General features: G+C 37.9%; 25 protein-coding genes and 2 riboswitches. Of the genes, 7 read left to right on the top strand and 18 right to left on the bottom strand.

The features are described 5' to 3' along the window. Nucleotides 1-196: riboswitch (cobalamin riboswitch) on the bottom strand. Between the two features lie 153 nt (nt 197-349). From ACJ004_RS15880 to ACJ004_RS15925, 10 genes are all read right to left on the bottom strand, one after another. Beyond that, complete coding sequence (locus tag ACJ004_RS15880; protein WP_410894074.1) at nt 350-1,540, bottom strand: helix-turn-helix domain-containing protein; 1,191 nt, start codon at nt 1,538-1,540, stop codon at nt 350-352. A gap of 76 nt (nt 1,541-1,616) precedes the next feature. Continuing rightward, nucleotides 1,617-3,176, bottom strand: a complete 1,560-nt coding sequence (gene hutH / locus ACJ004_RS15885; RefSeq protein ID WP_410894075.1) for a histidine ammonia-lyase — start codon at nt 3,174-3,176, stop codon at nt 1,617-1,619. A 21-nt stretch (nt 3,177-3,197) separates the two neighbouring features. Further along, entirely contained in the window at nt 3,198-4,577 is a 1,380-nt protein-coding gene (locus ACJ004_RS15890; RefSeq protein ID WP_410894076.1) for an MFS transporter, read from the bottom strand. A gap of 268 nt (nt 4,578-4,845) precedes the next feature. Then, nucleotides 4,846-6,597, bottom strand: a complete 1,752-nt coding sequence (locus tag ACJ004_RS15895; protein ID WP_410894077.1) for an alkaline phosphatase D family protein — start codon at nt 6,595-6,597, stop codon at nt 4,846-4,848. Between the two features lie 74 nt (nt 6,598-6,671). Next, a complete protein-coding gene (gene tatC / locus ACJ004_RS15900; protein ID WP_410894078.1) occupies nt 6,672-7,394 on the bottom strand; it encodes a twin-arginine translocase subunit TatC in 723 nt (240 codons plus the stop codon). A 59-nt stretch (nt 7,395-7,453) separates the two neighbouring features. Beyond that, complete coding sequence (locus tag ACJ004_RS15905; RefSeq protein ID WP_410894079.1) at nt 7,454-7,651, bottom strand: twin-arginine translocase TatA/TatE family subunit; 198 nt, start codon at nt 7,649-7,651, stop codon at nt 7,454-7,456. 97 nt (nt 7,652-7,748) lie between these two features. After that, on the bottom strand, nt 7,749-9,365 hold the full coding sequence (locus ACJ004_RS15910) for a PhoX family protein (RefSeq protein WP_410894081.1): 1,617 nt from the start codon (nt 9,363-9,365) through the stop codon (nt 7,749-7,751). A 269-nt stretch (nt 9,366-9,634) separates the two neighbouring features. Further along, a complete protein-coding gene (locus ACJ004_RS15915; protein ID WP_410894082.1) occupies nt 9,635-10,321 on the bottom strand; it encodes a DsbA family protein in 687 nt (228 codons plus the stop codon). Nucleotides 10,322-10,372: 51 nt separating this feature from the next. Further along, nucleotides 10,373-10,777, bottom strand: coding sequence for a DoxX family protein (locus ACJ004_RS15920; protein WP_410894083.1), 405 nt, complete (start codon nt 10,775-10,777; stop codon nt 10,373-10,375). A gap of 363 nt (nt 10,778-11,140) precedes the next feature. Next, on the bottom strand, nt 11,141-11,737 hold the full coding sequence (locus ACJ004_RS15925) for a TetR/AcrR family transcriptional regulator (RefSeq protein ID WP_486348390.1): 597 nt from the start codon (nt 11,735-11,737) through the stop codon (nt 11,141-11,143). 318 nt (nt 11,738-12,055) lie between these two features. Here ACJ004_RS15925 and ACJ004_RS15930 point away from each other — a divergent pair, with 318 nt between their 5' ends. After that, nucleotides 12,056-13,549: an MDR family MFS transporter gene (locus ACJ004_RS15930; protein ID WP_410894084.1), complete on the top strand. Its 1,494-nt coding sequence runs from the start codon at nt 12,056-12,058 to the stop codon at nt 13,547-13,549. A 282-nt stretch (nt 13,550-13,831) separates the two neighbouring features. On the opposite strand, the gene ACJ004_RS15935 is transcribed toward ACJ004_RS15930, so the two are convergent. Together ACJ004_RS15935 and ACJ004_RS15940 are read right to left on the bottom strand one after the other, a co-directional pair. Further along, a complete protein-coding gene (locus ACJ004_RS15935; protein ID WP_410894085.1) occupies nt 13,832-14,689 on the bottom strand; it encodes a M56 family metallopeptidase in 858 nt (285 codons plus the stop codon). A 1-nt stretch (nt 14,690) separates the two neighbouring features. Continuing rightward, nucleotides 14,691-15,107 (bottom strand): BlaI/MecI/CopY family transcriptional regulator, encoded by a 417-nt coding sequence (locus ACJ004_RS15940; protein WP_410894086.1) that lies wholly within the window; start codon nt 15,105-15,107, stop codon nt 14,691-14,693. Nucleotides 15,108-15,322: 215 nt separating this feature from the next. Here ACJ004_RS15940 and ACJ004_RS15945 point away from each other — a divergent pair, with 215 nt between their 5' ends. After that, the gene (locus tag ACJ004_RS15945) at nt 15,323-15,835 is read left to right on the top strand and encodes a DoxX family protein (RefSeq protein WP_410894087.1); all 513 of its coding nucleotides are present in this window, start codon (nt 15,323-15,325) and stop codon (nt 15,833-15,835) included. Nucleotides 15,836-16,432: 597 nt separating this feature from the next. Next, complete coding sequence (locus ACJ004_RS15950) at nt 16,433-17,302, top strand: cation diffusion facilitator family transporter (protein ID WP_410894088.1); 870 nt, start codon at nt 16,433-16,435, stop codon at nt 17,300-17,302. A gap of 192 nt (nt 17,303-17,494) precedes the next feature. Here the strand turns inward: ACJ004_RS15950 and crcB are convergent, their stop codons facing one another. Further along, a complete protein-coding gene (crcB, locus tag ACJ004_RS15955; RefSeq protein WP_410894089.1) occupies nt 17,495-17,863 on the bottom strand; it encodes a fluoride efflux transporter CrcB in 369 nt (122 codons plus the stop codon). Beyond that, nucleotides 17,860-18,234, bottom strand: coding sequence for a fluoride efflux transporter FluC (locus ACJ004_RS15960; RefSeq protein WP_410894090.1), 375 nt, complete (start codon nt 18,232-18,234; stop codon nt 17,860-17,862). Before ACJ004_RS15960 ends, crcB begins: the two co-directional genes overlap by 4 nt. Nucleotides 18,235-18,291: 57 nt before the next feature. On the opposite strand from ACJ004_RS15960, the gene ACJ004_RS15965 reads away from it, so the two are divergent. Then, nucleotides 18,292-18,486, top strand: a complete 195-nt coding sequence (locus ACJ004_RS15965; protein WP_410894091.1) for a hypothetical protein — start codon at nt 18,292-18,294, stop codon at nt 18,484-18,486. Further along, nucleotides 18,467-18,527: riboswitch (Fluoride riboswitch) on the bottom strand. Its footprint overlaps the gene before it by 20 nt. 88 nt (nt 18,528-18,615) lie before the next feature. Here ACJ004_RS15965 and ACJ004_RS15970 read toward each other — a convergent pair. Next, entirely contained in the window at nt 18,616-19,059 is a 444-nt protein-coding gene (locus ACJ004_RS15970; protein WP_410894092.1) for an ArsI/CadI family heavy metal resistance metalloenzyme, read from the bottom strand. 257 nt (nt 19,060-19,316) lie between these two features. Here ACJ004_RS15970 and ACJ004_RS15975 point away from each other — a divergent pair, with 257 nt between their 5' ends. From ACJ004_RS15975 to ACJ004_RS15985, 3 genes are all read left to right on the top strand, one after another. Next, on the top strand, nt 19,317-19,643 hold the full coding sequence (locus ACJ004_RS15975) for an ArsR/SmtB family transcription factor (protein ID WP_410894093.1): 327 nt from the start codon (nt 19,317-19,319) through the stop codon (nt 19,641-19,643). A 72-nt stretch (nt 19,644-19,715) separates the two neighbouring features. Continuing rightward, nucleotides 19,716-19,916 carry a hypothetical protein gene (locus tag ACJ004_RS15980; protein WP_410894094.1) on the top strand — a complete coding sequence of 67 codons (201 nt, stop codon included), beginning with the start codon at nt 19,716-19,718 and terminating at the stop codon, nt 19,914-19,916. A 54-nt stretch (nt 19,917-19,970) separates the two neighbouring features. After that, a complete protein-coding gene (locus ACJ004_RS15985; RefSeq protein ID WP_410894095.1) occupies nt 19,971-20,096 on the top strand; it encodes a hypothetical protein in 126 nt (41 codons plus the stop codon). 2 nt (nt 20,097-20,098) lie between these two features. Here the strand turns inward: ACJ004_RS15985 and ACJ004_RS15990 are convergent, their stop codons facing one another. The 3 genes from ACJ004_RS15990 to ACJ004_RS16000 all read right to left on the bottom strand — a co-directional run bounded on the left by ACJ004_RS15990 (nt 20,099) and on the right by ACJ004_RS16000 (nt 22,396). Beyond that, nucleotides 20,099-20,578 (bottom strand): hypothetical protein, encoded by a 480-nt coding sequence (locus ACJ004_RS15990; protein WP_410894096.1) that lies wholly within the window; start codon nt 20,576-20,578, stop codon nt 20,099-20,101. Beyond that, nucleotides 20,517-20,909: a hypothetical protein gene (locus ACJ004_RS15995; RefSeq protein ID WP_410894097.1), complete on the bottom strand. Its 393-nt coding sequence runs from the start codon at nt 20,907-20,909 to the stop codon at nt 20,517-20,519. Before ACJ004_RS15995 ends, ACJ004_RS15990 begins: the two co-directional genes overlap by 62 nt. A gap of 134 nt (nt 20,910-21,043) precedes the next feature. Continuing rightward, a complete protein-coding gene (locus tag ACJ004_RS16000) occupies nt 21,044-22,396 on the bottom strand; it encodes an Nramp family divalent metal transporter (protein WP_410894098.1) in 1,353 nt (450 codons plus the stop codon). Nucleotides 22,397-22,637: the final 241 nt, after the last annotated feature.

A 22,637-nucleotide genomic window follows, 5' to 3' on the forward strand; every position in this document is an offset into this window, starting at 1 on the left:
TCAGTGTGGTCGAAACAGGCAGGTCTCCTGACTTAAGGGTCATCACCAGCACAAACCTTCCCGATCATATCGATCAGTGGCGTTAAACATTGCGCTGATTATCCTTTTACAGTGGCGGGACCGTGTCGGATTTGCACCGAGCTTCCCTTTTCATCCTTGAGCATTGCTTCAAGGAACCTGTTCGCACGTATTCAATTAAATGGAAAGCATGAACTATGAGTCAGGCTTTCCGATACCATCTATTTGATAGTATTCTGTAAGCATAATACAAAATGGTGTAAAATTCTATCAATTTCGTAAATTAGTAAAAAAAACTGCCTTTATACAGTAAAGCGATAATAATAATAGATCAATTTCTTGCTAATCGATAATCTGAAGGGCTAAACTGCATATACTTCTTAAACATGCGGCTAAAATAATTGGCATCATGGAATCCTATTCTGGCAGCAATCTCACTTATTGGTAAATCGGTCATTTCTAAATACGACAAGGACATGTCAATTCTCATTCGGTTTAAATAATCAATTAAACTAATTCCTACTTCTTTTGTAAACAAATGACTAAAATGATGCCGGCTCAAGCAGCAATATTGTGCTATTTCATTCAGAGAAATACTCTCTTGATGATGTTCTTTAATATAACCGATAGCTTGTTGAATGACAGGACTTACTTCACTAAGATCCGTATTTTCGGTTTGCTCTGTAAGCCACACGGCGTATTCACAAACCTGATTAACAAATTTATCGTAACGAATAATATGATAGAGTTCTTGAATAATAGTAGTATTATTCGAATGGATGGTTATTGCATTGGCACCTGAATCTATTACTCGTTTAGATAATAATAAGACGACAGATACTACTTCTGTTTTGAATATATCCTCATTAAATTGACTGGCCACAGCTAATTTTTCCATGAGTCGTTTCAAATTAAGAATTATCCCTTCTACATCGCCAATTTTAACAAGGGCAAGCAGTTCTGCCTTTTCTTCATTAAACGGATTGATGACTGGTCCCTCATTATTTCGTTTCATTTCGCAATGAAAGATTAATTGATTCCCTTGGAAAAAGCGGCCTGACATCGATTTTCTTGCTTCTAAAAAGGATTGGTATAGCGCATAAGGATTTTGATAATATCTACCAATCCCTATAGATACAGAAAGATCAATCGAATTGGTAGCAAGTTGAATTTCTTTTGCCATATTCACCATTTTTCTATTAAACTCATTTACTGAATCCTGTTCCTCCAGCTCTAAGAGCAGAGCAAGAACCCCCTCTTCGATCCAATTCCAAAGAAAAGGAATCCGTACGGTTTCTTCAATTTTCCCCACCAGCTGCTGGCCCACTTTTTTTCTCCACTCCAAAGAATTCCCGCTTGCACTTGCTATATCTGGATAACGATCTATTGAAACAATCATAACTAAATGCGGATGAATAGAAATCCCAAATTTTTGTTGTAACTCATCAAATGTCCCTTCATGAACAAGCGTTCCAGAGAGTAGAAGATGTGAAAAAGCAGCGCTATTTGAATCTTGTTTCATAATCATTCCCCTCGTTCATCCTGTCTTCTAAGTTAAAGAAAAGGAAGAAGCTTTTTATTGCTTCCTCCCTAAACGATTAGAATTCTATTTCTCCAATTAACTCTTCGACTAGTGTGACGATTTCTCCTTCTCGGATGTGGTGGAAAATGATATCGATGTCAGGATGGAAAAATCGGTCCTCTTTTACAGTTGGTACTTTCGATCGGATGAACTGATGAACTTTTCCTGTTACCGGTGATGGACTCAATTCTTCGTAGAAATCTAATGCCTGCGTGCCAAGCATCAATTCTATCGCTAAAATATACTGAAGCTTCTTTGAAATTTGATAGGCTTTCTTTGCAGCAAAATAGGCAAAGCTCACGACATCCTCTTGATTCGCACAAGTGGAGACATTATCAATGGTAGCGGGATGAGAAAGAACTCTAATTTCATTTAATAACCCAGCAGCAGTATATTGGGGAATCATATAGCCATTATTCAAGCCGGGATTGGCGACTAAGAAGTTTGGCAGTTCACTTACATGATAATTCACTAAGCGATCAATCCGGCGTTCCGCTATCTTGGCTAAGTTCCCCATCGCGATACACATCGAATCTGCATCCATTCCTATAAAGGAGCTGTCGAAGTTTCCTCCCATTAAGGCAATTCCGTCCTCCCCTTCTGGCCAGATGATTGGATTATCACTGGTGGACTGGATTTCATTCATCAGGTTTTCCAACGTATTTTTCAATACTTTCTTTACCGCCCCATGGACTTGTGGAATACAGCGCAGACTTAAAGCATCTTGTAATCGATAATCCTTGTACTGTTCGACAATTTCACTGCCGCTTAGAATTTTTACTAAATTTCGAGCTGTTTTCCCCTGTTCCACGTGTTTTTTTACAGAATGGAGGCGGGGATCAAAAGCTTTTATGGTTCCTTTTAGCGACTCAAACGACATGGCTCCGGAAATATCTGCTGTCTTCACAGCTTGAATCGCATTGTATAAAGCAAGAGAGGCAAACGCCGTAACGGAAGTCGTGCCATTTAAAAGGGCTAGTCCTTCTTTACAGCCTAGTACAACTGGTTTTAATCCTGCTCTCTCTAAAGCATCGCAGCCTGAAAGGAGTTCACCGTTATTCCAGGCTTTCCCTTCACCCAATAATACTAATGCGATGTGTGCTTCAGGAGCAAGATAGGCCACTGAACCTTCACCAGGTACAACCGGTAAGATATCATGATTCAATAAAGCGGCCATAAGTTCTAAAACTTCTAAACTGACTCCTGAAAACCCATGCCCTAAATGGTTCAGAATCATAAGCTGAATAGATCTAACCACTTCTTTTTCTAGCGGCTCTCCTACCGATACCGCATGAGAACGAACAATATTGCGTTGCAGGACTTCAGCATCGTCCTTCGAAATTACTTTTGATACATTACTGCCAAATCCGGTTGTCACTCCATAAATCGCGCGCTCTTCTTGTAAAAACTTTTCGATTAATCCACGTGATGTTTTTACCCTGTTGCAATAAGCTTCTGTAAAGGAAACTTTTGCTGAATATCTTGCAACAGCAATCACCTCATGAATCGAAAGCTCTTGATCTCCAATAATAACCTCTTTTATATCTCTTGGGTGTAAGTTTTCATTCTTGGTCATCTAAAACACCTCTTATCAAGCTTATGATAAATTTCTTTTACTTGAAAACGCAGAATCTATGATTGGAGAGCTTCCCGTTTCAAGTTCTGGGTTATCGACTTCAGTCATCGATAGATACTTTGTTTCTGGTGCCCATGCGATCGAGACAATCGTTCCAATCAATAGAATCACACTCATCGCAATCATCGATGGTCCCATTCCCCATGAACTAACACTTACAGGTAACAGAAAGGTTCCAATCGCAGAACCAATGCGGCTGACAGCAGTCGTGACGCCGACACCTGTTCCACGTATTTCTGTAGGAAAAAGCTCTGCGGGATAAATTAACGTAAGGTTGGAAGCAGCAGACATCACAAACGTGAAGGCAGCAAAGACAATGATCGCTGTCGTATGCGATTCTTTAGGCAATACACTTAAAATAAATAAAGTAGCGGTAAGTATGATGAACGTATAAATAGTGAAGCCTCTTCGCGTAAGCTTTTCCGTACACCAAACCCCAACGATGGCTCCAACTAACAAGAAAAGGTTCAGCTGCATATCAATACTAAATGTTTCTTCGAAGCCCATTTTACTTAATATTGTTGGAAGAAAAGTATAGATGGCAAAATACGGGACAACCTGACATACATAAAATAATGATCCAAATGTAGTCCGCTTCCATAGATGTTTACTAAAAAGATCGACCATACGGAAAGCTGTTTTGGAAGTTTCTTTAATCGTTTCATCCATTATCGCATTTGGTCCAATATGTTTTCTTACGATGGCACGAGCCTCTTCCACACGTCCCATTTTAATTAACCAAAGTGGCGATTCTGGAGTGCCGATACGTAAGATTAATAGAATGAAAGCGGGAATGGCAGCACTCACAAGCATCCAGCGCCAAGAATCCGGGCCTGATTTTTGCAAATAATAACCAACGATATTTGCAACGACATACCCAACTGTCCAGAGTACATTTAAAGAAGAAAGCAATAATCCTCGATATTTTCTTGGGGCAAACTCCGCTAGTAAAGTCGAGCCAACGGCATAGTCTCCTCCTAAGGCAATCCCAATCAATAACCGTAAAATGAATAACGTCCATGGATCATGGACAAAGAACTGTAATGCAGAAGCAATTCCAATAATTAGAAAATTAGCTAAGTAGATTTTTTGTCTGCCAATACGGTCAGATAATCCTCCTAGTAGTAAGCTTCCAAAAAAGAGGCCAATTAAAGCGGAGCTTCCGATTAATCCTTCCCATATTGCTCCCAGTTTCATTTGTGGACCTAATAAGGAAAGGGCCATTCCAATAATACCTAAAGCATAACCATCCGAAAAATTAGAACCGAAAGTAAGAGCGGTAATTCGTAGATGAAATTTATTAAGCGGGGCATCATCCATTAAATATTTTTGATTGCTCATAAAAAACTCCTTTTTATTGTTTTTTAATTTTTCAGATAAATTGTTTCAAAAAAAAATAACTCCCTTCCTTTCTTCATTTTTAAGCGTTAACACTTTACCTAACTAAATTATAATGTTTTGAAATAAAGAAGGCTCTAGATAATCATTCGAACTATTAGCACAATGTTGCTATTGTAAAGTGATGCTCTATTCAAAAAAAAGAGGTAAACCTCAATTAAGGTTCCCTCTTTATTAATTAGTAAAATCTATTAGTTTTCTTTTTTAACGCTTAATTAATTGGTGCAGCTTTACGCTTTTTCTCCATTTGCTTTTCATGCGCGCGGGCGTGGGCGCGATGGCGGTCTTCTTCGACTTCATCAGACATTTTAACACCCATAGGCACCGAAGTGGCCGCTATTTCCTTGAGCCCTGTCTGATCTTTTTTATAAACAAATGACGCTCTTGTTGAAATATCTGCTCCCTGCTCGGTTACGAATGGAACAACACGGTAATCTGCACGCCATTGTTCCGGAGTGACCTGGCAACGAACGTAACCACGGTAATTATTAAAGAATTTGATGTGCGGGTTATCCGCTAAAGATTTAGCCGTGTCTGCACGCAAATCCGATCCGTCTCCTCCAGAAGTGATCGATGTTCCGACAAACTCTGCTCCAAAAATGGGGGCTTCAGAATTGTTGAAATCAGTTGTCAGGTTAGAAGCCCAGCTTGCATGGACATCTCCAGTTAAAACGATCAGGTTATTGATGTTATTGCCAGCAACGAAATCCGTAATATGCTGGCGTGCGGCCGGATAACCATCCCATGAATCCATGCTGAATTTTGGAGCCGTGCTGCTTCCGGATTTGCGCTGGGCAAAGAAAATCTGCTGGGCAAGGACGTTCCAATGGGATTTCGAGTTTCCTAGATTGCCAAGCAGCCATTTTTCTTGTTCTGTTCCAAGAAGAGTACGCTTTGGATCCAAGGATTCCGCTGTATGAGCTTTCGTTCCATCACCATTCGCCTGGTCATCACGGTACTGGCGTGTATCAAGAACATAGAAGTTCGCCAAATTACCATAAGTGAAATCCCGGTATAATTGCATGCCGCCACCATGAGGCAATGACGACCTGCGGAGCGGCATATGCTCGTAATAAGCCTGGTAAGCAGCGGCGCGGCGCTTGATAAACGCTTCAACAGACTGGTCTTTTTCTGGAATGACATTCGCGTAGTTATTTTCCACTTCATGGTCATCCCATGTAACCACCCACGGGAATGCAGCGTGTGCAGCCTTGAGATGGTCATCTGAACGATATTGGGCATGTCGATTGCGGTACTCTTCAATTGTGATAATTTCATCGCTACTGTGGGCACGGACATTGCCCGTTGGTGAAAGATACTCGTACGTACCATATTCATAGATATAATCGCCAAGGTGGAATACAAGATCGAGATCCTCTTTCGCCAGATGCTTGTACGCCGTAAAATAGCCGTGTTCATACTGCTGGCAGGAAGCGAATGCGAACGTCATACTTGCCACGCTGGCACCTGCTGCCGGAAGGGTTTTTGTTTTTCCAACAGGGCTTAGTTCATTTCCAGTCTTGAAACGGTAAAAATAAACGGTATTCTCCTTCAGGCCGCTCACTTCTACATGGACAGAATGTGCGAGGTTAGGCGAAGCATGTTCCGTTCCTCGTTTGATTACATTGCGGAAGTTTTCATCTGTTGCAAGCTCCCAATTGACTGGAACGATATGAGCTGGCATCCCTCCACCATTTAACGGATCCGGAGCCAGTCTTGTCCATAAAACGACACTGTCTGATAGCGGATCACCAGAAGCGACACCAAGAGTGAAAGGATATTCGCTGAAATTCGGAGCAGCATCTACTTTAAATCCTCCCATTGATTGAGCGATGGCCAACCCTAGGGACAGCCCTGCAATCTTACCGGCCCCATAAAGAAAGCTGCGGCGGTCTACACTCTTTTTCAAATTTTGTTCGTTAAACTTTCTAATTAATTCATCCAAAGGTCTCTCATTTGTCATGATTTTTTCTCCTCTCAGATTACATTTCTTTAACATGAATTGATTATAAAACTAGGACTTCTTGTTAAATCGAATTACACTGCCAGAGCCATTCGTTGTTTTCTGCGATAGACAACCCTCGATAATAGGACGCTGCACTCATATAGAAAGATCAATGGAATGGTTACCAGTATGTCTGATAGAAAATCCGGCGGAGTGATGAAGATTGCGATTAAAATTAGGACAAAATAGGCGTATTTTCGGATCTTTTGCAATCTATATGGATTGAGCACTCCTACACTTGTCAGGAACATGATAATCACTGGAAGTTCAAATAAAAATCCAAATGGCAGTGTCATATGAATTAAAAATTGAAAATACTTTTCTGTTGTAAAAAAAGTCATAAACATTCCCTCTGACATGGAGAGGAGAAATTTATATACCATTGGAAAAATGATAAAATAGCCGAAAGCAATTCCAATAATAAATAGAAGGAACAGGGCTGGAACATAGGCCAGTGTAACTTTTCGTTCGGTTTCTTTCAATGCAGGTCGGACAAACAGCCAGGTTTGATAGGCGGCCATTGGAATTGTTCCGGCAATGGCTACGACACTCGACAGGATTAAATAAACCCATAAAATGTCGCTCGGTCCTAATATGGCTAGCTTCACCCCTATATCTTTTACGATCCAGTGATAAATATCCTGTACATAGATAAAGGACACAATGAAGAATAGGATAAAGGTTCCTAGTACGAAAATGAGACGTTTTCGTAATTCTTCAAAATGACCAATAAGATCCATCTCGTGTTTTTGCATCGGGTCCTCCTTATGAAAAAGAAGATGCACGCCCGATTACATCTTCCTGAATGATTGGATTAAACAGCTTTTTCTGCTTTTTTGTCCTGTGCTTTTTCCGGCTCTTCATCGGAAACTAAATCTCTTGTTGATTTTTTGAATTCCTTTAGTGTTGAGCCGACAGCACGGCCTAATTCCGGTAATTTTGAAGGGCCGAAAATGATTAAGGCGATTACAAGGATCAGGATAAGACCAGGAATCCCAATGTTCTGAAGCATAAAAATGTCCTCCTCTTAAATGGTTTTTTTGTCTTTTTCCTTTGCTTGTCTAGCACGCGACTATTGGCCATACATCGCGCAAAGGAAGCGTATTTTCTTATTTAAAGCTGCCGCCCTGGATAGCTACTAAACAGGAACGTCCGAAAATTTGACCAGGGTACGGGTTCCATGTTTCAGGATGCTGAACATCTAAGAATAAAGTCCGTTCATCCGGAGTCAACCAAGGACCCGTTACTTCACAACCCTTTGGACCAGAGGCAAATTGGTGCGGAACGCCATAGTTTTTTCCATCGGTTGGGATCATGAAAACCCCGCAGTTTTTATAATCTGCGTACTGATTCGTTTCCGTTGCGCTGTAATCTTCTACCACCCAAAGATTTCCGGTGCTGTCGAAGTGAAGGTTATCTGGGCAAGTAATGCCGCTCTGTTGTCCGCCGGCAACAAATATTTCAAAGGTAAAGGAATCACTTGCATGGTCGCCATCAGCTGGAGCAAAACGGATAATTTGACCATGGAAATTTCCGTGACCAGTGTTATTCGTTAATGATAGGAAGACAGTTCCATCAATCGGATGAATTTCCACATCCTCTGGACGGTCTAATTTTGTTCCACCAACAGCTAATGCTGCTGCGCGTGTATTTGTTAAAACATCAGCTTGATCAACAAATTGGCTTTGCAACTTTGAATTTGATGCATAATCTAGAGCAACCCATTTTTGCTGGCTGAGATTTGCAACATATAAGGTTCCATTTTCTAAAATATCGAAGTTTGTTTCACGATTGTTTGGATTGAACTTCTTACTGCTTACGAATTTATAGAAGCAGGCATCCCCTTTATCGTCTCCCATATATACCACGACTCTGCCATCTTTGGTTTGGCCCATTGCGGCATTTTCATGGGCAAAACGGCCGAGAGCCGTTTGCTTGCGGACAGGTCTTTTGGGATTAAATGGGTCAACCTCCACAACCCAGCCGTAATGTGTATCATTGAAGTTCGGCCAGCCATAATCATCCCCATATTCGGTATTTTCTTCGCAGGATAACACGGTATTCCATAAAGTTCTGCCGCCGCTGCAGTTTCCAAGGGAGCCATAAACTTTTGTGGAACCATTAACTGCCTTACTTCCGCGGACAGGTCCAGCAAGTTCGATCGGTGTTGTCCCATCGACACGGCGGTTATATGTATCGTCTTTTACTAGCTTCCATTCTCCATCTTCTTTCTTTACATGAATAACAGAGCCGCCAACAGATTCTTTTTCCATTTTTAAAAGTTCTGGATAGTTTGCTAGGTTTTCCTTTTTAAAAGCAGCTTCGTTAATGCCTAGCATTTTCATATAGTTTCCTGGCTCAGGGAATTCGTGATTTACCCAAATCAAGCCTTCTTCTGAATTGTTTCCACCTTTTAAACTATCAATTGGAAAATAGACAGTGAGGTCTGCTGAATCCCCGAATTTTTCACCCTTTGAGTTAATAACATCCCCATAAGAGGCAACAATATTATATTTGTATCCATTTGGAAGTACGATGTCGTTTTCCCATGTACGGCTCACTGGTTTGAAAGGAGCTGTCAACGGCTTCCCCTTCCCCGAAGGCTGTCCATTCATTAAGTGGTTAGCAGTCATGGCGTTTCCTGTTAATGCCCCAATTCCTGATGAGGCTGCGACTAATGCTGCTGTGCTGCTGCCAACATAGGTTAAAAATAAACGGCGATCCATAGATTATTCTCTCCTTTAGTGTAGTTTGTTCATTCACAACTATGATTATAGGTAACTATCATTGGGATGTTAATAAAGGGAGTGTAAATAATTGTAAATATGTTATTAACTATTTTAATTGTCTGTAAACTTGGTTTACGTGAGTATATTACTTAAATATCGAAGACATTAAGCCATTTAAAGTAGGTTTTATGTGGTAATGCAGAGGTATAAAACTAAAGACTCTCTCCAAATTAAAAAAGCAGGTAGCGATTACCTGCTTTTTTGAATTACTCTTCATTTGCTGCTTCGGTTACTCTTTTCTTGAAGTCGTCATAGGTGTTCCCTTCAAATTTCACACCATTAATAAAAATGGAAGGGGTGCTTGTAATACTTAAGTTATTGGCAGCATTCATATCTTTTTCCCACGCCTTTTTTGATTGCTCATTAGTAAAGGCATTAACGACTCTTTGCACTTCTGCCTCAGAGACAATTTCACTTAAGGCTTCCTTAAGAAAAGACTCTGTATATATATCCATTTGCTCTGATTTAGTATCATCAGGCTGTTTTTCATATAATAGTTCATGGAACTTCCAAAACTTTTCATTCCCCAGTTCTTTAAAGACTGTTTCCGCAAATTTGGCAGAACGAGTAGAATCAACATTGATAAATGAATAATTCATAAAATAAAACGAAGCTTTTCCTGTATCGATAAAATCCTTTTCGATATTTGGAAGAAGTGTGTCATTAAAATTTTTACAATAAGGACATTTATAATCACCAAATTCAACGATTTTTACTGGGGCAGACTTTTCCCCTAAAAATGGCTGTCCCTCATAATCCATGGCTTCTTTTTTTGCCGTATTTGATAAAAAAATTAGACCGACTAGACAAACAGCTATTAAACCAATCACCCAGAATATGAATTTAGATGATCGATTATTCGATCTTGTTGTTTTCTTTTTTCCTGAAGACATCTATTCACCCTCTAATTTAAGCTTTTTAATCTCCCTATGAAATGACTATCGTTATTGTTGACTTTTAGGGAACAGTTTTGAATCAAGAGAAAGAACAGATTTGGAATTTAGGAATAGATATACCGCCATGACCGCAAAGGCAAGATCCAATTCGAATCCAGCACCTTGTCCATTCCCCATGAAACCTGCTGCCAATTTTACTTTTAAAATGGCCCCAACCATGATAAATAAAAAGAGAGCAGCAATATATCGTGTTCCAAATCCGATTGTTAACAATAAACCTCCAACTAATTCGATGATGGCGACTACGTAGCCCATAAAACCTGGAATTCCTAAACTTTCAAACCACCCTGCAGTATTTTCAATCCCATTTTGAAACTTAGAAACACCATGGATTAAGAAAGATAACCCTAAAAATATCCTTAGAATGAGTGCCCCGACTTCTGACTTTTTCAATTTACTTTCTCCTCTCAATACAATTAAATTTTTAAATTCACACTACAAATCGTAGTGTGAAAAGGTAAACTATTCCTTCTTTTTTCATTAAATAAACCCAATTAACACTACCCATTGTAGTGTAATGTTCAGTTACTGGTCAAGTGATAATATTTATTTTACCAATTATTCTATTAGCCAAGTAAGAACAAACTCGCTAACGCTACTTAAATTGGATAAGAAGCAAGACAATCTAAAAAAGCAGAATGACGATTTTTATCATTCTGCTCTTTCATTCTATTTATTTGTATTTTACATGAATTAGGAAAATAAAGAGTACTTACAATCCTTTCCAGCCCCTAAAAACATATCTACCAAATCTATTCATGAGTACTTAGCAAAATAATGTTGAAATAAATAATTAATTTGTTCTTCTATGGGAATATTGCTTAAAACAAAGGGCACGTTCTTTTTACAGGCCATAAGGGCAGGAAAAAAGATGGCAGCATGGATTTGCATCATCATCATCGTAAGAATGTCTGAATCATTCTCACCGGTAATTTCTTGCAATATTGCTTTAATTTTGTTGAGTCCCGATGTTTTCATAAAATTTTTGTATTCAAATTGTGATTCGAATGAAATATTCCCCTTCCCCAGGATTTCTTTAAGGATTTCAGGGTACTTTGTAACTGAATTTACGTATTGAACCATGAATGTTTTTAATCTTTCTTTTGGAGGCATAGAATGATCATCTAAAATGAGAAAATGTTCTCGAAAGGAAGCCAGTAACACTTTTAAAGCTTCATTGACCAATTTATCCTTTGACCCAAAATAATAATTTATCAGCGCAAGATTAACGTCAGCTAATGCGGCAATTTTGCGCAGGGTTACATTCTCCACCCCTTCTGTCTTAATGAGTTCGAGTGTTGCATTTAGTATATATCCCTTTGTTGTCATGTCTTTTTCGGAGCTTTTCATCATCTTGCAACTCCCCTGATTCACTATGTTTGAGCATTCATTTGTTATGCTTGTCTAATTAAACTCTGTTTAATACTACGATAATACTCTTATGCTTTCTGTGTCAAGGTTCCATGTAGATAGTATCCAAATTGTTGGTAACCTTAATCAACATTTTTCTTGACAGATACGTGAAATAGAGATAAATTCTTATTTAAACATTGTTTAAAACGTTGTTTAACTCAGGTCTATAATTATAATCATACTGTACAGTTTTTATGGGAGGTGCACTGACTTTATTTTGAGAAGATATTAAAAAGACAAGAAAGTTGAGTGAAAAATATGTCTAATTCAAAGGTGGAGAATCACTCCATTGGTTCACAGGATTTCTCCGTCAAATCCATTATTGCTCCACTTCTTGCTGTCATCATAGGAATGATTATGGTTATATTAGATAGCACAGTGGTAAATGTCGCCATTCCCAAATTGGTTGATTATTTTAATACAGATCTAAAAACTATTCAATGGACGGTTACTGGCTATACACTTGCGCTATCTGCCGTTATTCCTCTTGCTGGTTGGATGACAGATAAATTCGGGGCAAAAAGAATTTTCTTGATTACAATTGCGCTTTTTACAATTGGCTCTATCTTATGTGCCCTTGCACAATCACCGATGCAGTTAATTATTTTCCGCATTATTCAAGGACTTGGCGGTGGAATGGTTTCTCCAATTGGAATGGCCATGGTATTTAGATTAGCGCCGCCAGATAAAAGAGGTGCGGTCATGGGTGTCCTCGGAGTTCCTATGCTCCTGGCACCGGCACTTGGTCCTGTATTATCAGGTTGGTTGGTAGATTATGTGAGTTGGCATTGGATTTTCCTCATAAATTTACCAATAGGAATTATTGGCTTGTTTGTTGGAATAAAATATCTTCCAATCACTGAAAAGCATGAGGCGCCGCATCTTGATATTATTGGAATGATCATTGCTCCAATTGCCTTCGCGATGCTGGCTTATGGTGTTAGTGAAGGTGGCACGAGCTGGACTTCTACTTCTACCATTACTGGTTTAACGGTTGGTGGTGCCGCTTTAATCATTTTCATCTTTGTTGAATTGCGCCAAAAACAGCCTTTGCTCGAACTGCGGGTGTTTCGTTCATCCGACTTTACTCGTGGAATTCTTCTAGCGTGGTTAGCCCAAGTTGCTTTATTTGGCTCAATGATTTTGACGCCCCTGTATTTGCAGCAAGTTAGAGGTTATACAGCACTCGAAACGGGCTTGATCTTGCTGCCCCAAGCTCTTGCATCCGGAATCTTTATGCCAATTGGTGGACGACTGTTTGACAAAATCGGCGCTCGTCCACTTGCCTTTACGGGGCTGGGAATCATTTCAGCAGGACTCTTCTTGCTATCACAAATTACGGTAGATACAAGTCTTGGAATGGTCCTCTTCTCATTATTTATGATAGGTGCTGGGATGGGGCTTACGATGATGCCAGTGAATACTCACGTGCTAAATGCAGCTCCTCGAAATTTGGTAAGCAGGGTTACACCCTTGACAACCGCTGCTCAGCAAGTCGTCGTTTCATTCGCCGTTGCCGGGTTAACAGGTTATTTAACCTCGCAAGTCAATACACATATGAAAGAAGTGGCAAAAGGCGTTTCTCCTGTTGAAGCCTTGACTTCCGGATTCGGGGATACGTACTTCCTGGCTGCGTGTTTAGCCGTTGCCGGATTTGTCTTCAGTCTGCTGCTTCGCAAACCAAAAACTCAGGATAAGGAAGAGTCTGGCACAGAAGAAAAAGGTAATCCCGCTTTGATGACAGGTCACTAAACGACTTCATTTGTTAGCGATCAATAAAATTCACAAAAAACGGTATCTCCATTTAGAGATACCGTTTTTCCTACTCGTTAAATAACAAGGATTGGACTCTACCGCCAATCCTTGTTACGCAAGGCTATTTTCGCATAGATTGTTGTTTTTCGTATAAGTTCATCAACCCGTATAACTATATCACGTGGCATCTTTTCGTAAGAACATTTGCGAAAATTGCCTAGGAACTTAGTAAATGAACCTTATAAAGCTCCAAAAGCAACAAAGTTTACGAAAAGAGCCTTACGCAATAACTAGTAGGAACAATATTAAAATAAATACATTTAAAGATATAACAATGGAACGTGTCTGAGCTTTAACTGGAATCGATTGTTGGGGATTAATCAATTGTTGAAGCCTGTAATCGACTGTACTATCCGCAAAATGCACAATAGCTGGTGTAAGATTTAAATTAGTTTTTAGCTGCTTCTTAATTAACTTTAATAAAGCACTGCCTAATCCAAGTTCTGAACCCATCCGATGAATAGCATATTCATCTGCAACCAGTTCAATCATAATCCGATAATTCTGATAGGACCATCTGGTAAGAGGGATATACCATAAAGATTCTGAAATAATTTGTAAAATAAAAACCTTAATTCCATCATAATATTTTTGGTGAGAAGTCTCATGGTAGATGACAGCTTCTAATTCCTTTGCATCTAGCAGTTCAATTAATGTAGTAGAAAGGACAATGACTGGTTTTGAAAACCCAAATGTAAATGCCAACGGATCTTTATGATTGATAACAACTATATCCTTATTTTTTCTGTTAAAGATTTGATTCAATTGTTTGGATTTCTCTTTATTAATAAGTAGGTGAATTTTATTTTGAAATGAACTTACTAGTAGGATTTGCTGAACAATCTTTTTACATATGATGAAAACTGTATAAAAAATATAAGCATTCACGATAAATAAGATGGCATAATTGGCAAAGGTGCCTCTTTCAAATAAGCTAATGCAAAAATTAAAGATATTAAATAGCTCAAATGGACCAATCAAAATATTGAATAGGTACAAAGCCATTTGTACAAACAAAATGATCGCAAAGAAAAGGGATAATCCTAAAACAGCAGTTGATTTATGCTTCCAGACCATTTTACTTTCTGCCCTTTTTTAATTGTTCAATTTTTTGTTCCAGCTTCTCAAGTAAACGATCATCTACTTCTTTCAAAGAATCCAGCATATGATTAACAACTAATCCTCCAAATTCATCCAAAAGGTTATCTGTGAGTTTTTTTGATTGGTCACTAATAAAATCGTCTTTGGTCTTTACAGGTTTAAAGAGAGATGTTCTTCCTTCCAATCTTTTTGTAAGGATGTTTTTATCAACAAGTCGGTTCATCACCGTCATAACCGTATTAAAGTTTATCGGTTTTTCATTTTCTAATTCTTGTTGAACTTCCTTTATGCTCTTTTCATTGCCGTTCCAAAGAATGTCCATTATTTTGGACTCTAGAGGCCCAAAAAAACGATTAAGTCCTTCTTGGTCAACACGAAAATTGTTTATTGTCATTTCACATCCTCCTATCCATTACATATTGTAGTGTAATTTATTTTTGTTTTCAATGTGTTAAAAGAAATTCCCTACAACTTACTTATACTAGGCATATTAAACTATCTCCCAGGAATTATTTGGTGCTTTTATCTCATTGATAATCACAACGAGATAATCGATAATGATAATCAATATCAACGATAAATATTATCATTTACTTAGGAGGTTTTATTTTGTTTATTCAATTTTTAAAGGAAAACCGTTATGTAACACCGCTTCTAACTGTACTTCGACTCTTTCTTGGATGGCAGTGGCTAACTGCTGGTTGGGGAAAAATCTCTGGTGGAAACTTTGATGCAAGTGGCTTTATTAATGGTGCATTAAAAAATATGTCTGGTGACCACCCTGCTGTTCAACCTTGGTGGGGAAATTTTTTAAAAGAGGTTGCCTTACCCTACGTCGATCTTTTTAATGTATTGGTTCCTTGGGGAGAATTTTTAGTGGGTCTCGGATTAATCTTGGGCATTTTCACTTCATTTTCTATCTTAATGGGTCTTATTATGAACTTTTCTTATATGTTATCAGGAACAACAAGTACAAATCCCCAAATGGTTATACTAGGAATGTTTATTCTCGTGGCAGGATTAAATGCTGGAAGAATTGGATTGGATCGTTGGTTCATGCCGCTGCTAGGAAAATGGATAGATAAAAAAGCAGGGAGTAAACAATTTCCACAAAGTACATAATGAAAGTAGCCCTTCTCATAATGCGAGAAGGGTTTTTCATATTATTGATATGTTTGAGGCCAGTCTTGTTGCAAATGGCTAGCTATTATAGGCAACTATAAACTTGATTAAATTTTGTTCTAATTATCTATTCATTTTCATAAAATTTCACAATAAGGGTATCCCTCCTTTAATCAACATCAATTCGGAATCCGTAGTAATATCCCTTATACTACGGATTCTTTTTATTGGTCCTTTTCTTCAATGCATCAACCATTTATTAAGGCTCTTTTCGTAAACTTTGTTGCTTTTGGATCTTTAAAAGGGACATTCACTAAGTTTCTAGGCAATTTCCGCAAAAGTTCTTACGAAAAGATGCCACGATGCATATAGTTTTACGGGTTGATGAACTTATACGAAAAACAACAATCTATGCGAAAATAGCCTTTATTAATTTCCTTATTCTCACACCAAAGGAATGTATTTTCTCTCAACACTTTCCCTAGTGAAACTTTTTTTCATCTCTTTTACTTAGTTTGAAAGAGGACAAAAGGTTTCTCTAGACCCACTAGATATCTTTATTCCATACTATAAAGGAGGAAAAAGTGGGGGAAAAGTATGAAAGAACAAGGTTATTTAGATTTAAAAAGAGGAGAACGAGGAGCGATTATAAGCATTATTGCATACATATGTTTATCTTCATTAAAATTAGCAGTAGGTTTTATAGCTAACTCCGAGGCCTTAAAAGCAGACGGCTTAAATAATGTTACAGATATTATTGCATCACTTGCAGTACTGATTGGTCTTAAATTATCACAACGTCCGGCTGATGATGACCATCCCTATGGGCACTGGAAATCTGAAACAGTTGCCTCAATGGCCGCTTCTTTTATTATGATGTTTGTTGGAATACAAGTAACATATGAAGCAATTTCGAGTATTTTCTATGAAAAAAATGAAACACCAGATATAGTTTCTGCATGGACGGGCCTCTTTTGTGCTTTGGTCATGTATTTTGTTTATCTTTATAATAAAAAATTAGCTCTGGAGATTAATAGTCAATCTGTTATGGCAACGGCAAAGGATAATCTTTCAGATGCATGGGTTAGTGTCGGTACATTTATTGGTATCGTCGGTGCCCAATTCAATCTTCCTTGGCTAGATCCTATTACTGCTATAATCGTTGGATTGCTCATCTGTAAAACTGGTTGGGAGATTTTTAGAGATGCTTCCCATCACTTGACCGATGGATTTGACGAAAAACAAATAGAGACATATAAAGAAACAATCATTGATTGTAATGGTGTTAAAGGCGTTAAAGACATCAAAGCTCGGAATTACGGGAATAACGTGGTTGTGGACATTGTGATTCTGGTTAATTCCGATTTAGATATTCGTGGAGCCCACGATATTGCAACACAGGTTGAAAATGAATTAATAAAAGAACATAATGTCTATGATGTTCACGTCCATGTTGAACCTAATTAATTTTTTATTCATAAAACCTTTTTTACCTAAGGCTATTTTCGCATAGATTGTTGATTTTCGTATAAGTTCATTAACCCGTAAAACTATATGCATCGTGGCATCTTTTCGTAAGAACATTTGCGAAAATTGCCCAGGCACTTAGTAAATGACCCTTAAAAAGCTCCATAGGCAACAAAGTTTACGAAAAGAGCCTTACCTTAAAACACTTCCAATCAGGAATCCTAAATAAGCTAAGGCAATGCCTCCAACATAGGTTATAGCTAGATAGAGGAAAAATTTCTTTTTGTACTTATTTAAGTGTAGTTGTATCATTTCTAGTTTTAAGGTAGAAAAAGTTGTGAAAGCACCCATAAAACCAGTGCCCAATAACAAAACATACATTGGATCTATCTTCGCACCTAAAATCATACCTAAGAGAAATGCTCCTAACAGATTTACTGTCAATGTACCTATTGGAAGAAAATGATGAAATTTATTATTCAATTGCTTACTTATAGTAAAACGGGCGATTGCTCCCAAAAAACCACCAATACCAACCATTAAAATATGTAATCCGCTCATGATTTCTGCACCTCATTGCTCACTTTAAATCCTAATCGACTCAACAACAAACCTCCGACAATACTGACAATGACATAGGTTATACCTAATAAAAAGTCGCCCTTCCTAAACAATGTAACAGTTTCGACACTCAAGGTGGAAAAGGTTGTAAAAGAGCCAACAAAGCCCGTTCCAATTGCAGTTGCTAATAATGGCGATAAAGAAATCCTCTTAAATAAATTTGAGGTTAAACAGGCTAACAAAAAACTCCCAAGCAAATTGATAAGTAAAGTTGCCAAAGGAAACGGGCTATTTGTGAAAAAAGAAACTCCGATTACATATCTCAATATAGCTCCTAACGTCCCTGCAGTACCTACTAAAAGATAAATCATTCCGAAAATCCTCCCTAATTTAGTAAAAATAAGGTTATTGTTGATTTTTCCACTCTGTTGATTGGAGCGGAGGGCACGAAGACTCCTGCGGGAGGACGGGGCTGGGGAGACCCCACAGGCGCTTGCGCCGAGGAGGCTTCCCGGGCCGCCCGCGGAAAGCGAAGTGCCTGGAGCGGAAATCAACAGACAAGTTTAACACAGCCAAAAATAAAAAGACTCCTGCCAGTAAAAGATACCAGCAGGAGTCATTAGCCAAACGGCGGTTAAAGGCGAACTCCATCACCTATTATTAACTTATTCGTTACTATTATATATCCATTTTTATTAAAAATGAAGTAATTCCTTTTCAAACGATATACAAAATGCAAAAATTACTGTATATCAGCAACAAGATGATGTTTTTATTTCTACCTTAACCGGCTGTGTTGAACAACACTCCGATTCTGTTGCGATCATCTCTACATCACCTTTTGTGTAGAAGAACTCCCACTCATTCCCGTCTGGATCAGTAACCCAAAATTTATCTTGAGTTGCGTAACAGCAGGTAACATCCATCTCTTCCCTTGCAAAAAAGCCTAATTTTTCCAAACGATCTTTATGCTGTAGGACCTCTTCTTGATTTTCTACTTGAAAGCCAAAATGTCCAACTTGGTTTCCTGAAACGGAGTCTTTTAAGTTTAAAGTAAAATTTAGTCCAGGATCATCAAGTAAATACTTAGCATATTCTGGCTTTACTTTTACTGGCTCCGCATTAAATACTTTAGTGTAAAATTCAATCGATTTATTTAGATCTGTGACATTTACTCCAACATGCATTTTCATCATAAAACCTCCTCATTATTTATCACATTACAATAAATCAACTTTTTTTGATTTAACACCTTAAGTATATTAGCAATTTTTTCTAATTACAACCACTAAATCAAAAAAAATTGTTTTAATAAAATCTAGGTGGTTTTATGGTAGGTCGATAAGGATTTCGCCTAAATCAAAATATTTTGATTAAACCGATTGACATATGTAAATATTGGATATAATATGAATGTATCAAGATTATTTGATTTATAAAGTAGGTGAAAGACGTGAAAGAAGAAATTCAATTACATGACATATCATTAGAAAAAGTATTTGAAGAGTATGAGTTAAAATTTAAAGCGATTGCTGATAAAAAGAGACTGCAAATCATGAATATTTTAACTCAAAAAGGTGCCATGTGTGTTTGTGATCTAGCTCCCCTTATGGATATGGCCCAATCAAAATTGTCTTATCATTTAAAGATTTTATTAGATGCTAACATTATTACTAAAGAAACTCGAGGAACATGGAGTTATTATGAACTGAATCAGGAAGAGCTCAATCATTTGTTATCCCATGAACTTTGTTGCCTATTCAAGCCGACCTGCTGCTAATTTTTTTAAAGCATATATCAATTTTTTTTGATTAATATATCAATATAATTTGATTAATAGGAGGAATTCATTATGTTTAATGAGTATTCAGTATATCAGATGATGAAATTGCGTCAGGAGGAAACGGAGAGGAATGCAAGAGAGGCTTGGAAGTTTATTGACCTAAAAAGCCAATCATTTTTACAAAAAATAATTAGGAAATTTACTAATACCAAGAATGCAAAAACGGAATTAAATAACCAAAATAATTGTGCTTGCACCTGCGGATGCTAGGAGGATTTAAACAAAACGGAGGTTTGAAGGAAGGAAGTTTCCGCTATTGGAAAAGTGCAATCAATCGTTACTGTAACATCGCTAGATTCTTACCTGGCAGAGTTAGAGTTTCACCAAAAGATGCTGTATTTCCATTCGCTTCAGCATGAAAAGGAGTTTTATCTACAGCTTGTGCTTTAACATTAAGTTCTGAAATTAGGTCCAGTTATAACAAATACATGACCATTACGAAGGTTTTCCATTATATCTTTGTAGTTTTTCTCTGATTTTACGTAAGTTTTCGAATATTCACCAGGCCAAAAATCGCTGCCTCCATCACGCCAGTTGACATGTGAATCGGATGTAGAGGTAATCCACCAGTGTCTTCCTTCACCTAACATAGAATCCCATAAACCACCGACTTTAGCAGTCATTTGATCAAATCTGCCCATTGTCGGAGCGTTTACGTTTCCATATGATCCACGGGAACCATTAGGATCAAGAGAGCCATCTGGATTGATAGCAGAAGCCTGGTGTCCTGGGGCACCTTCCATACCGATAGAAATATTAGGTGCTGTATCATTCCAATTACGGAACTCTTGCGGAGTATCTTGTCCCCATTCACCAACACCTGTCGCTGAACTGGATGGATGATGTGCGATTGAAATTGGAAGTTCGTCCATTTGTTTCCATATAGTTATGAGCTTCAATCATTTTTGATTCAGTGTTACGGCTTGGGTCATTTGGATAAGCTTCACGATAATTAAACTTGCATTCAAGATCGTAAAACACTTGTGATTCATCTTCACCTTTTGGGATCATTAGAGTGCTGTGGTCAGCTCCTGGTGTGTCTAACTCCATTCCGTAGAATTGAAGAACATCAGGAACAGCTGCACGGGATTTTAATAATTCAGGATAAGCTTGTTCTAAGTTGACCTTGGAATGGTTAGGACCCCCATGATCTGTTGTCATCATCCAATCAAGTCCATGCCCTTTATTAATTAAACACATCATATCTATTTATAGTTACTTAATAAATTCAAAGAATCACGATTGTAGTCTTTAGTTAATAAAAAACAGCAACCCCTTTATGAGATTGCTGTTCTGTCAAATAGTTTACATTCTTTCAATTAAATGTGGACAATACACTAACCAAAAAAAGTTCGAAACAGTAAATATATATTTAGACTAATAATAACTATTGCTACAATCCAAGCAAGAATTTTAAGCCATAATGGGTTTACGAACTCACCCATTTTCTTCTTATCGCTTGTAAATTTAATTAGAGGCACTACTGCAAACGAAAGTTGGAGAGACAATATTACTTGACTCAAAATGAGAAGTTGAGCTGTTCCACTTTCACCATAGAGTGCTGTTACAATAACAGCAGGTATTATGGCAATTAATCGGGTGATTAGTCTTCTCAACCAAGCAGGTAGGCGAATATTTAAGAAACCTTCCATAACAATTTGACCAGCCAACGTTCCTGTTAATGTTGAATTTTGACCGGAAGCGAGCAACGCAACTCCAAATAAGATGCTCCCAACAGCTGTTCCTAAGATTGGTGTCAGTAAATGATAAGCATCATTTATTTCTGCCACTTCTGTCATTCCAGCTTTGTGGAAAGTGGCTGATGAAACAATCAGAATGGCAGCATTGATAAATAATGCAAAGAATAAGGCAATAGTTGAATCCCATGTTGCAAATCTAATAGCTTGACGCTTTCCCAAACTGGTTTGTGAATACTTTCGAGTTTGAACAATGGATGAATGAAGGTACAAGTTGTGTGGCATTACTGTTGCTCCTAAAATACCGATCGCAATATAAAGCATGGTTGGGTTACTAATAATCTCGGTACTCGGAACAAAACCTTTTAATATTCCACCTACATCAGGTTTAGAAAGAAAGATATCAATTGCAAAACAAGCTCCGATTGTAACAATTAAAACAATCACTAATGATTCTATATAACGGAAACCCTTATTTTGTAGTAGCAGTACAACTAGTACATCTAAAGCAGTTATTAAGACTCCATAAATTAACGGAATACCAAACAATAGATTTAAAGCGATTGCCGAACCGATCACTTCCGCTAAGTCACAAGCAGCTATGGCTAATTCGCATAAAATCCACAAACCCATCGCGACTGGTTTACTGTAATGGTCACGGCACGCTTGGGCTAAATCCCTTCCTGTCACAATTCCTAGCTTCCCAGCAAGTGCTTGAAGTAGAATTGCCATCAAATTGGACAATAGTATAACAGATAATAACGTATATCCAAATAACGAGCCCCCAGCAATATCGGTTGCCCAGTTGCCTGGATCCATATAACCTACTGCAACTAAGTAGCCTGGTCCAGCAAAAGCTAGGAATTTTTTCATCCAAGAACCAGTCTTTGGAATTCTAATACTTCTATGAACTTCAGGTAAAGTGGGTTGTGTACGTATATTTTTCCAACCTTCATCTGTTGCCATAGGCAGTTCTTTTATATTTTCACTCATTTTTCATCACCTCATTATTGGTATAAACTAAATATGTTGCATTCAGGAAACTTTTTGGGTAAAAAAAATCTCTACCTATTCAATTAATTATATAAAGAAGAAAATTAAAAAGTTCTTAGTTAAATTGTATATCGTAAATTTTTTTAGTCAAGGGAAACTTTTATAGAAATTTAAGTAAAAAAATCGTGGAGTTTTCCTGACATCTGCTCAAAAGTTTAGTTTGGCGTTATTCATTCTAAGT

The organism is Neobacillus sp. 204 (assembly GCF_046562815.1).
Taxonomy (GTDB): Bacteria; Bacillota; Bacilli; order Bacillales; family Cytobacillaceae; genus Neobacillus.